The organism is Mycobacterium sp. 852002-30065_SCH5024008, assembly GCF_001665645.1.
GTDB lineage: Bacteria > Actinomycetota > Actinomycetes > Mycobacteriales > Mycobacteriaceae > Mycobacterium > Mycobacterium paraffinicum.
Map to the genome: position 1 here is coordinate 60542 of NZ_LZSZ01000050.1, position 10716 is coordinate 71257.

Sequence of the window (10716 nt, forward strand, 5' to 3'; positions counted from 1 at the left end):
CGGGGTTCGACGCAGCTCAGCGGGTTGGCGCTAGGCGCTGAGATCGATGCGGTGCGCGCCCTTGACGCCGTCGTACCGGTCGGGACTGCAGGTGAGCACAATCACCTGACCGTGCGTGCCCACCGTGTCGAACACCTCCCCCATCTTCGCCAGCCGGTCGGGGTCGGTGAACCCCAGCGCGTCGTCGACCACCACCGGAACGGCGTCCTCCTTGGCGACCAGGGCGGCGCCGGCCAGCCGCGCCAGGATGCCGAGCTGCTCCTTGGCCCCGCCCGAAAGGGATTCGTAGGGCACCGTGACGCCGTCGAGCGTGCGGCTGCGGATGCACAGGTCGCTGTCGATGTCGACCTCGAACGTGGGCCCGAACACCGGCCGGCCAAGCCGTTCCAGTTCCGCGCGATAGGGCTCGACGTACCGCTGCCGCGTGGTGTCGCGGTGGCGCGTCATGACCGAGCGCAACAGCCGCGCCGCGCGGGCCCGGCTGCCGACCCGGATGTGCTCGCTGGCGGCGTGCTCACGTTCGGTTTCCGCGGCGTCGAGCTTGCCCTGGCGTCCCTCGCTGCCGAACACCGAGAGTTCGATGGTGATCTCACGCAATGCGCGCGCGGCGTCTTCGTAGCGTTCGCGCTTTTCCTCGGCTTCCTTTGTAGCAGAAACTAATTCGCCGCGTACCGAGTCTGGATTCGCCGCTGCGAGCCCGTCGGCGAGCTCGGCGTGACGACGTTCGGCGGCCCGCGCCGCTTGCAGCGCCGCGTCCGCCGAGGCCGCGAGCTCGTCATCTCCGGCCGATGCACGCTCCCTGGCCAGCCGGTCGGTGGCGGCGTCGAGCTCGCCGCGTTGCGTCTGCAACGTGTTGTGGAGAACCGTTGCCCGGGTAGCTAATTCGGTGAGCCGGGCGGCTTCGGCGGTGGCGGTCCGACGGCGGTCGTCGCACTCCGCCATCGCGGCCAGGTGTGCCTTCTCGAGTGCATCGAGTTCGTCGCGGGCCGCGCCGATGTCCGCCGGGGGGAGGCCAGCCTCGGCCGGCTGCGCGGCACGCAGCTCTGCGAGTCGCGCGCGCAGCTGGTCGATCTCCTGGTCGCCGCACAGGCCGGCCAGGGTTGCGCTCAGCTGGTCGCGGCTGCCCTGCAGTTCACGGCGATGCTGGTCCGCAGATCGAGCGGCGGCGAGGTCGGCTACCCGAGCAGTGGATAACGCCGCGGACAATTCTTGCTGTGCGGCAGTATGTTTCGCTTGGACATCGAGCGCCGTGGCGCCCGGACTGACCCGCACGGTCAGCACGCCGAGGACCTGGACAGAGGTGGGTCCGGTGGTCGTGATGGACCAGGTTTGGCCCGCAGACAGCGACACTCGTTGCTCGCCGATTGCGAGTTCGATGTCCGCGGCGGCGGTGAACTCGACCGCGGCGGACGTCGACGCCAACTGGTCGCCGATGCGATCGGCCGCGGCGGCGGCGTTCTCGATTCGCCGCAGCAGCTGCTCGGTAATGGCGATCTCGCTGAGCGCCGCGCACACTCGATCGCGGTCCCGCTGGATGGCCTCGATCTTGGCCAGTCGGGCATTCAACCGGTCGGCCTCTTCGCGTTCGGCTCGCTGAGCGACGGCGCGCCGGGCGGATTCGACGCGGAGTTGCAGGTCCGCAAGGGCCGCGGCGGCCTCCTGAGTCGCGGCGTCGGCGGCCTCGGCCTCGGCACGTGCCGCCTCGTGCGCGTCGGCGGCTGCCTGCGCTTCGGTCGCGGCGGTAGCGACAACGGCTGTGCGGGTGCTGATTTCGGCGAGCAGTTGCAGGCGTGAGTGGTGGGCGGTTGTCGCGGCGGCGCTCGTCGCCGCTGCGGCGGCGGCAATCAACTCGGCCTCCCGCGCCTGGCCGGTGAGTTCGTCGATCTTTGCCGCGGCCTCCTGAGCAGCGGCGAGCCGGGGGCGGGCGGCGATGCGCTGCTGCGACAACTCCGCGCCACGTTCCGTCAGGACGGCATGCCGACACACCCGCTCGTCGACCTCGGCGACCGCCGCCGCGTACTCGGCGACCGCGGCTTCAGCGTCGGCCAGTCGCGTGATCGCCGCGGCCCATTCGCCCGTCGGACGCCCGGTGGCGGTGAAATAACGTCCGTATTCCGCGTCGATTCGCTCGATGAGCAACGGCTCGCTGCCCGACAGCGCCCCAGTGTCGCCGGCCGCCACATCGAGCGCGCGCGAGAGTGCGTCGCAGCCCGACAGATCCACCGCGGCGGTCGACGCGGACTGCAGCACCCGCTGGGCATGCCAGAGATCGCTGTCCACCGTCTCGGCCAGCATCGCGCGGACGCGTTCGTGTGCCTCGTCGCCGGTGAGCTGCTCGCGGTGCGGGGCCTGAATCGTCAGCTCGGTTTCACATTTCTTATGGAACCGCTTCCGATAGATGAATCGATAAGGGCCACAGCTTAATTCGGCGCTTACCTCGGAGCCGACATCACTGTGAGTGGGTTTGACCTGCTTGACTTCCTTCTTCGTCGAGCGGTCCCTGGATTCCAGCAGTAAGTCCAGGGCTTCGACCATCGATGACTTGCCGATCTCGTTGGCGCCGCACACCACGACGACGCCATGGTCGGGGAACTCGATCTCCCGGTGCGTAATCCCGCGGTAATTCGTCAGGGTCAGGCGGTGCAACTTCATGCGGCGCCCTTATCGGTGAGGCGCAGTAACAGCGCCAGCGCCGCTTGCGCGTCGACCGCCGTCTCCGAGTCGCCCTCGCGCGCGGTCGCCACCAACTCGTCGACCGCCGCGGCGGCGAATCCCCCGATACCGAGATCGCTGAATTCGCCGTCGGCCGGGATGACCGCCAGGTCGGTGCGGCGTTCCCACAGGCCGAGCCAGGCATACAACCTCGCGTACTTGTCCAGGCAAGCATCCAGCGCGGCGCGATCGGTGACCGTCAGCGACCCCGTGAGCGCCAACCGCACCACGGTGCGGTCCTTTTCGGTCATCAAGTCCAAGTTGACGTCGAGGTCGGCGATGTCGCGGCGAGTGTCGACCTGTCGGTGCATGGTGACGAACCGCCAGCGGCCGACATGTCGGGATTCGACCGTGACGGCCCGGCGCGGATCGGCTTCGTCGATCTCGACGATGAGGACGTGGCCTGGGTCCGATTCCACGTCGTCGAAGTTGGTGACTTCGGGCGCACCGGAGTACCAGACCCGGCCGCTGTTGCCGACGTGCGTGCGCGAATGCTTGTCCCCCAGCGCCACATAGTGCACCGTGCCGGTCGCCAGCGCGTCGTCGAGCGCGGCGAGCCGAATCAGGGAGGGTTTATCGCGATCGGGGTCCAGAACGTCGACCCCGCCGTGGGCGACCAGGATCCGGGTCACCGGTTCCGGCGTCAGGCCTTCGAGGACTTCGGCGGCCAGGTCGGTCGTCGGGGCTTTGGACCGCCATGGCGCGGCGACGATCTCCAGCCCGGGCCTTAACTCGTGCACACCGGCCCGGTCGAGCACCACCACGTTGTCGGGACGTTCGGCGATGAACAGCGCGCTGGTGTAGACCGAGGATGCGTCCAGCGGATCGTGGTTGCCCGGCAGCAGGTAAACGGGAATCCCGATGGCGCGCATGGCTTCCAGGGACTGTCCGACAACCTGCGGGGGAAGCTGGTTGTGTTCGAAGACATCACCGGACACCACGACGAACTCGGCACCCACCTCCGCCGCCAGCGCCCCCAATCCGGCCACCGCATCCCGGCGGGCCGCGGAGTAACGCGGCTGGGCGTCACCGGCGAGGAAATGCCGGGTCATGCCGAGCTGCCAGTCGGCGGTGTGCAGGAATCGCATGGCGGTGACCCCCTTTCGACTGCGTGGTTACCAGGGCATTGCGAGCTTAAGTCCGCGCACCGACAAGACGCGGGACCTCGCCCGGCAGGTCTCCGAGCGGACCCGGCACCAACACCTTCCACCACCGGAGAAAAGCTCCTGCGTGACGGGGACGATGACGACGACGCGGCATAGGGGTTAGCGTGGCTCCCGTGAAAGACCAGCGCACGTTGCTGTTGATGCGCCACGCGAAATCCGACTACCCGTCGGGGGTCACCGACCACGACCGGCCGCTGGCCTCCCGCGGCATCAAGCAGGCCGGACTCGCCGGTGATTGGTTGCGCGCCAACGCGCCCGCCGTCGACGCCGTCCTGTGCTCCACCGCGACGCGTGCCCGGGAGACGTTGGCCAACACGCGCATCGATGCCCCGGTGCGGTATAGCGAGCGGCTGTACGGCGCCACACCCGGCACCATGATCGAGGAGATCAACACCGTCGCCGACGACGTAAAGACGCTGCTGGTCGTCGGACATGAGCCGACGATGTCCGCCCTCGCCCTCGGCCTGGCCGGCAGTGGCACCGATGCCACTGCGGCCGAGGGAATTTCGGCCAAGTTCCCGACGTCGGCGATCGCGGTGCTGGCCGTGCCGTCCGGATGGGAAGACCTCGAACTCGGCCGCGCGGCATTGATCGGCTTCGAGGTGCCGCGCTGAACTACGAGTTCGTGGCCAGCGTCAGCTCCATCAGCTTGAGGGCCTGGCCGCAGGCGTCGATGCCCGGCGCCTGGGGGTTGACCCACCACCCGACCACTCCGGCCGCGTCGCTGGCTACTCCGCATGCGCCGTTCGGGTCATCCGGGCGCATCACGATCGAATCGATCCCGGCGATATTGCGCGTCTCGACCTTGTACTTCAGGAAGTCTGCGACCTTGCGTTCATTGCTCAGGCTGCCCTGCTCGAACCAGAACCGGGTGATGTCGATCAACCCGGCCGGGTTGGCCGCCTGCCACCGGCAGATGGCGCCGACGAACGTGCTCTGGATGTCGAGCGGGTCGGCACCCACGGTCTTGGCCAGGATGTCGCTGGTGAGCACCTCACACTCCTTGAGCAGGTTCGGATACTGCTGCTGGGAGTTGTTGTTGCGCGTGGGGCCGCCCGCCTTCACGGCGTTGCCGGCGACGGACCTCGAACATCCGGTCAACACCAGTAACGCCGCGATCAAGACGGCTACCACGACGCGCATGCTTCTTCTGGTCATTTGGAGTTCGCAATCGACTGACGCGCCAATTCTTTGGCTATGTCGCATGGCGGCGGGAACGGCTTTTGGCTGAAGCTGATCGACCACTCGATGAAGTCGTCCTGAAACTGGATGCCCACCTCGCATAGCGAGTCACCGAGGTTCGGCTCGTTTCCTATCGCGATGAAGCCGCCGTGTCCGTTGATGTTGATGTCATCGACGCTGGCGCGCGAGAGTTCCTCGGTCTTGCGCTCACGTCCGATCGGGCTGCCGCGATACCAGGAGAAGGAGAAGTGCGGACCGAGGATGCCGCCGCCGGCCAGCCACTGGCAGCCAACGGAGTTCCGGGCGGTGTTGATCAGGCCGGTTACCTTGGTCAGCTCGGCCACCGTCTGATCGCTGATGCCGCCGCACTGGGGGAACATCGGCCCATGGTGTCCCTCCGAATTTCCCGGCGCCGTCGACGACGTCGCCCCCGGTTTGTTGCCCCCCGAATCGGAGCACGCCGCAACCGCGGGGACCAGGATCGCCAAGGCTAACGCCGCACCGGCCAGCGCCCTCGAGTTACGCCGCACCGCTACCCTGCTTTTGCTCAGCCTGCTGCCGGTCCACACGATGCACTGTAGCGGCAGCTCAGCGGGTCAACCACCGACGCGCCTGAGCAGGCGTTTCAGTCGCCCCCACGCGGGTTGGGCCATCCGGCGGCTGCTGCCCACCGCGGGACGCGCCGTATGCGACCCTTACGAAATGCTCCTGGCACTGCTGCGCCAGTACATCCAGCCGTACCGGCGGCTGGTCGCAGTGCTGATGGCGCTCCAGCTGACCAGCACGCTGGCTTCGCTGTACCTGCCGACGGTCAACGCCGCGATAATCGACGAGGGCGTCGCCAAGGGCGACACGGCCACCATCGTCAGGCTCGGCGTGGTGATGCTTTCGGTCACCGGGTTGCAGGCGTTGTGCGCGGTCGCGGCGGTGTACTTCGGCTCGCGGACCGGGATGGGCTTCGGCCGCGACCTGCGTGCCGCGATCTTCGACCACATCACCACCTTCTCCGAGCATGAGACCGCCCGCTTCGGCGCGCCCACGCTGTTGACGCGCAGCACTAACGACGTCCGCCAGATCCAGTACCTGGTTCAGATATCGAGCACCGTGCTGGTCACCGCGCCCATCATGTGCATCGGCGGAATCTTCATGGCCATCCACCAGGAGGCGGCGCTGACCTGGCTGCTGCTGGTCAGCGTTCCCATCATGGCCGTGGCCAATTACTGGGTGATGTCGCACATGCTGCCCCTGTTCCGCAGGATGCAAGGCCTGATCGACGGCATCAATCGGGTGATGCGCGACCAGCTTTCCGGCGTCCGGGTCGTGCGGGCGTTCGCCCGCGAAGCCTACGAGCGCGACCGATTCGCCCGCGCCAACGCCGCCCTGTCGAACACCGCGCTGACCGCCGGCAATTGGCAGGCGGTGATGCTGCCGGTGACCACGCTGACCGTCAACGTGTCCAGCGTCGCGCTGATCTGGTTCGGTGGGCTGCGCATCGATCGTGGCCAAATGCAGGTCGGCTCACTGACGGCGTTTCTCGCTTACTTCACCCAGATCCTCATGGCGGTGTTGATGGCGACCATGACGCTGGTGGTGCTGCCGCGAGCGTCCGTGTGCGCCGAACGGATCACCGAGGTGCTCGCCACCCAGGCCGCGGTCACCGACCCGCCGCGGCCGGTGTTTCCGGGCGGCGGGATCGCCGGGGTGGTGCGCGTGGCGGGTGCGACGTTCACCTATCCGGGCGCCGACCGCCCGGTGCTGCAGGACATTTCGTTGACGGCACGGCCCGGCACTACCACGGCGATCGTCGGTAGCACCGGGTCGGGCAAGTCGACGCTGGTGTCGCTGATCTGCCGGCTCTACGACGTGACCGGCGGCGCCGTCCTGGTCGACGATGTCGATGTCCGCGATTACCACACAGAGCGGCTCTGGTCCGCGATCGGACTGGTTCCCCAACGCGGCTACCTGTTCTCCGGGACCGTGGCCGACAACCTGCGCTACGGCAAGGCGGACGCGACCGACGACGAGATGTGGGAAGCGTTGCGGGTGGCCGACGCCGAGCGATTCGTCCGCGCACACGATGACGGGCTGCGAATGCGGGTGGCCCAGGGCGGAATCAACTTCTCCGGCGGTCAGCGGCAGCGACTGGCGATCGCGCGGGCGGTCATCCGCCGCCCGAGCATCTACCTCTTCGACGACTCGTTCGGAGCTCTCGACGTGCACACCGACGCCCGGGTGCGGGCGTCGCTCACGAAGATAGCGGGCGACGCCACCGTCTTCGTTGTCACCCAACGGGTTTCGACCGCCGCCCAGGCCGACCAGGTGATCGTCATCGACGGCGGGAAGCTGGTGGGCACCGGCACGCACGAATCGCTGCTCACCGACTGCGCCACCTACGCGGAGTTCGCCGACTCGCAGTCGGTGAGCGCCCTGCGATCGGGTCGTGTCGGGGGCGCGCCATGACCGCGGCGGCCACCCGAGGCTTGACCCCGGCCCCGGCCGGGCGGTCGCGCGACTTCTGGGGTTCGGCCGCCCGGCTGGTGAAACGGCTTGCGCCGCAACGCCGGCTGAGCATCGCGGTAATCACCCTGGGCATCACGGGGACGGCGATCGGGGTCGTCGTCCCGCGAATCCTCGGGCACGCCACGGATCTGCTGTTCAACGGCGTGCTCGGCCGACAGCTCCCCGCGGGCATCACCAAGGCGCAGGCCGTCGCCGCGGCCCGGGCCCGGGGCGAGGGCACCTTCGCCGACCTGCTGTCGGGGATGAATGTGGTGCCGGGCAAAGGCGTGGACTTCGGCGCGGTTGCCCGGACCTTGGCCCTGGCGCTGGGCATGTATCTGATTTCGGCCCTGCTGATTTGGGCGCAAGCGCGGCTGCTCAACGTCACGGTGCAACGCACCATGGTCGCGCTGCGTTCCGACGTCGAGGACAAGATCCACCGGCTCCCGCTGTCGTACTTCGATGGGCGCCAACGCGGCGAGCTGCTGAGCCGGGTCACCAACGATATCGACAATGTGCAGTCGTCGCTGTCGATGACCATCAGCCAGCTGGTGACGTCGATCCTGACGGTGGTGGCGGTACTGGCGATGATGGTGTCCATCTCGCCGCTGTTGGCCCTGATCGCGGTCGCGACGGTGCCGCTGTCGTTGGTGGCGACGCGCGCGATCGCGCGGCGCGCGCAGCGGCTGTTCGTGGCGCAGTGGACGAGCATCGGTCGCCTCAACGCGCACATCGAGGAGACCTACAGCGGCTTCACGGTGGTCAAGACGTTCGGCCACCAGGCCGCTGCGCGCAAGCATTTCCGCGATTGCAACGACGACGTTTATCAGGCCAGTTTCGGCGCCCAATTCTTCTCCGGCCTGGTGGCACCGGCGACGGCATTCATCGGCAACCTCGGCTACGTGGCCGTCGCCGTGGTGGGCGGCCTGCAGGTGGCCACCGGCCACATCACTCTCGGCGGTATCCAGGCTTTCATCCAATATGTCCGGCAGTTCAACGCCCCGCTCAGCCAGGTGGCCGGGATGTACAACACCCTGCAGTCCGGGGTGGCCAGCGCTGAGCGGGTGTTCGATCTGCTCGACGAGCAGGAGGAATCGCCGGACCCCGAGCCCGCCCTGCCGCGGCTCGACGGACGCCCGGCCGGACGGGTGGAGTTCCAGCACGTGAGCTTCGGTTACCACCCGAACACCCCGGTGATCCACGACCTGTCGATGGTCGCCGAACCGGGAACCACGGTGGCGATCGTCGGACCCACCGGAGCCGGCAAGACCACGTTGGTGAACCTGCTCATGCGGTTCTACGACGTCGGTTCCGGCCGGATCCTGGTCGACGGGATCGACATCACCACCGTCAGCAGGCAGTCGCTGCGGTCCCGGATCGGCATGGTCTTGCAAGACACCTGGCTCTTCGACGGGACGATCGCGGAGAACATCGCCTACGGGCGGCCCGAGGCCAGTGCGGACGAGGTGGTGGACGCCGCCAAGGCGGCTTACGTCGACCGGTTTGTGCACACCCTGCCGGCCGGCTACGAGACGCGCGTCAGCGGCGGGGGCGGGAATATCAGCGCCGGCGAGAAGCAGCTCATCACCATCGCGCGCGCATTCCTGGCCAGGCCGCGCCTACTGATCCTGGACGAGGCGACCAGCTCGGTCGACACCCGCACCGAAGCACTCATCGCCCGGGCCATGTCCGAGCTTCGCCGGGATCGGACGAGCTTCATTATCGCGCACCGCCTTTCGACGATCCGCGACGCCGACCGCATTGTGGTGGTCGAGGCGGGCCGGATCGTTGAACAAGGCAGTCACGCCGAGTTGTTGGCCCGTCAAGGCGCCTACTACGCCATGACACGGGCCTAGCGCGAGATCCCGCGGCACGGCCTGGCCGCAATCGCGTCGCGGGGAACGCATTTCACTCCCGGTGCCAAAAGTTAGTGTCATTGCGTCGGCCCCGTGGGGATTGCAGCAGAATGGCAAAGGTAGTGACCGGAAGGACCGATAGCCGATGGTGGACAAGTGTCTCGAACTCGGCCTGCTCGGACCGCTGGAGATGCGCGTCGACGGCACGCTGGTGCCCCTGGGCACCCCCAAACAGCGGGCGGTGCTGGCCATGCTGCTGATGAACCGCAACAGTCCGGTGGGGGTGGACCGGCTCATCACGGCCCTGTGGGACGACGAGCCGCCGTCGGGGGCGCGGGCCAGCATTCATTCCTACGTGTCCAACCTGCGTAAGCTGCTCAGCGGCGCCGGCATCGACCCGCGGGCGGTATTGGCCGCCGCGCCTCCCGGATACCGGCTCAACATCGCCGAAAACGATTGCGATCTTGGGCGGTTCATCGCCGAAAAGACGGCGGGCGTGCATGCCGCAGCCACGGGCAGATTCGAAGAGGCCAGCCAGCACTTGGCGGCGGCATTGGCGCAGTGGCGCGGGCCGGTGCTCGAGGACCTGCGCGAGTTCCAGTTCGTCGACACCTTCGCCACTTCCCTTGTCGAGGAGAAGATCCTGGTCCATGGCGCGAAGGCGGAGGCCGAAATCGCTTGCGGGCGTGCGTTCGCCGTGATCACGGAGCTGGAGGTGCTGACCGCGGAACACCCCTACCGCGAGCCGCTGTGGGCCCAATTGATCACGGCCTACTACCTGACCGACCGCCAATCGGACGCGTTGGCCGCCTACCGCCGCGTCAAAACCACTCTGGCCGACGACCTGGGAATCGATCCGGGACCGACACTGCGGTCGCTCAATGAGCAGATCCTGCGGCAGGAACCGCTAGACGTGAAGCGAACCGCCAAGACCGCCGCCGTCGATACGGTCACTGTCCTCGAACAGCACACGATGGTGTCCGGCCAGCAGGCCATCGCATATCTGCACGAGCTCTCGGGACGCAGCTATCCGCTGCGAGCGGCGGCGACCCGGATCGGGCGGCTTGGCGACAACGACATCGTCCTCGACAGCCCCAAAGTCAGCCGCCACCATGCGGTCATCGTCGACACGGGCACCAGCTTCATCATCAACGACCTCCGCTCGTCCAACGGGGTGCATGTGCAGCATGAGCGAATCCGCTCCGCTGCCACGCTGCGCGACGGCGACCACGTCCGCATCTGCGACCACGAATTCACGTTCCAGATCGCGGCGGACGGCGAGAGCTAGCCATTCGGCCGGG

The 10716-nt window shown here is 67.7% G+C and carries 8 protein-coding genes; 4 read left to right on the forward strand and 4 right to left on the reverse strand.

Annotated features, from left to right (window positions below; translation table 11 throughout):
* Nucleotides 1-30 precede the first annotated feature (30 nt).
* Both A5781_RS05380 and A5781_RS05385 read right to left on the reverse strand, forming a co-directional pair.
* Nucleotides 31-2652: an ATP-binding protein gene (locus A5781_RS05380; RefSeq protein ID WP_067202318.1), complete on the reverse strand. Its 2622-nt coding sequence runs from the start codon at nucleotides 2650-2652 to the stop codon at nucleotides 31-33.
* Complete coding sequence (locus tag A5781_RS05385; RefSeq protein ID WP_067202320.1) at nucleotides 2649-3800, reverse strand: exonuclease SbcCD subunit D; 1152 nt, start codon at nucleotides 3798-3800, stop codon at nucleotides 2649-2651. The genes A5781_RS05380 and A5781_RS05385 overlap by 4 nt, the downstream gene beginning before the upstream one ends.
* A 191-nt stretch (nucleotides 3801-3991) precedes the next feature.
* Between A5781_RS05385 and A5781_RS05390 the strand changes: the two genes are divergently transcribed.
* The gene (locus tag A5781_RS05390) at nucleotides 3992-4492 is read left to right on the forward strand and encodes a histidine phosphatase family protein (protein ID WP_156622555.1); all 501 of its coding nucleotides are present in this window, start codon (nucleotides 3992-3994) and stop codon (nucleotides 4490-4492) included.
* A 1-nt stretch (nucleotide 4493) separates the two neighbouring features.
* On the opposite strand, the gene A5781_RS05395 is transcribed toward A5781_RS05390, so the two are convergent.
* Nucleotides 4494-5021 carry a DUF3558 domain-containing protein gene (locus tag A5781_RS05395; RefSeq protein ID WP_067202323.1) on the reverse strand — a complete coding sequence of 176 codons (528 nt, stop codon included), beginning with the start codon at nucleotides 5019-5021 and terminating at the stop codon, nucleotides 4494-4496.
* 11 nt (nucleotides 5022-5032) lie between these two features.
* The gene (locus A5781_RS05400; RefSeq protein WP_066952984.1) at nucleotides 5033-5590 is read right to left on the reverse strand and encodes a DUF3558 domain-containing protein; all 558 of its coding nucleotides are present in this window, start codon (nucleotides 5588-5590) and stop codon (nucleotides 5033-5035) included.
* A gap of 172 nt (nucleotides 5591-5762) precedes the next feature.
* Here A5781_RS05400 and A5781_RS05405 point away from each other — a divergent pair, with 172 nt between their 5' ends.
* From A5781_RS05405 to embR, 3 genes are all read left to right on the forward strand, one after another.
* Nucleotides 5763-7520: an ABC transporter ATP-binding protein gene (locus A5781_RS05405; protein ID WP_067202326.1), complete on the forward strand. Its 1758-nt coding sequence runs from the start codon at nucleotides 5763-5765 to the stop codon at nucleotides 7518-7520.
* The gene (locus tag A5781_RS05410; RefSeq protein ID WP_067202328.1) at nucleotides 7517-9415 is read left to right on the forward strand and encodes an ABC transporter ATP-binding protein; all 1899 of its coding nucleotides are present in this window, start codon (nucleotides 7517-7519) and stop codon (nucleotides 9413-9415) included. Before A5781_RS05405 ends, A5781_RS05410 begins: the two co-directional genes overlap by 4 nt.
* Nucleotides 9416-9560: 145 nt before the next feature.
* Nucleotides 9561-10703, forward strand: a complete 1143-nt coding sequence (embR, locus tag A5781_RS05415) for an ATPase/transcriptional regulator EmbR (RefSeq protein ID WP_067202330.1) — start codon at nucleotides 9561-9563, stop codon at nucleotides 10701-10703.
* The last annotated feature ends 13 nt before the right edge of the window (nucleotides 10704-10716 follow it).

What these genes read in the sequence shown, in the direction of transcription:
- A5781_RS05380 (WP_067202318.1), bottom strand. Translation starts at nt 2,652, where the DNA reads ATGAAGTTGCACCGCCTGACCCTGACGAATTACCGCGGGATTACGCAC.
- A5781_RS05385 (WP_067202320.1), bottom strand. Translation starts at nt 3,800, where the DNA reads ATGCGATTCCTGCACACCGCCGACTGGCAGCTCGGCATGACCCGGCAT.
- A5781_RS05395 (WP_067202323.1), bottom strand. Translation starts at nt 5,021, where the DNA reads ATGCGCGTCGTGGTAGCCGTCTTGATCGCGGCGTTACTGGTGTTGACC.
- A5781_RS05405 (WP_067202326.1), top strand. Translation starts at nt 5,763, where the DNA reads ATGCTCCTGGCACTGCTGCGCCAGTACATCCAGCCGTACCGGCGGCTG.
- A5781_RS05410 (WP_067202328.1), top strand. Translation starts at nt 7,517, where the DNA reads ATGACCGCGGCGGCCACCCGAGGCTTGACCCCGGCCCCGGCCGGGCGG.
- embR (WP_067202330.1), top strand. Translation starts at nt 9,561, where the DNA reads ATGGTGGACAAGTGTCTCGAACTCGGCCTGCTCGGACCGCTGGAGATG.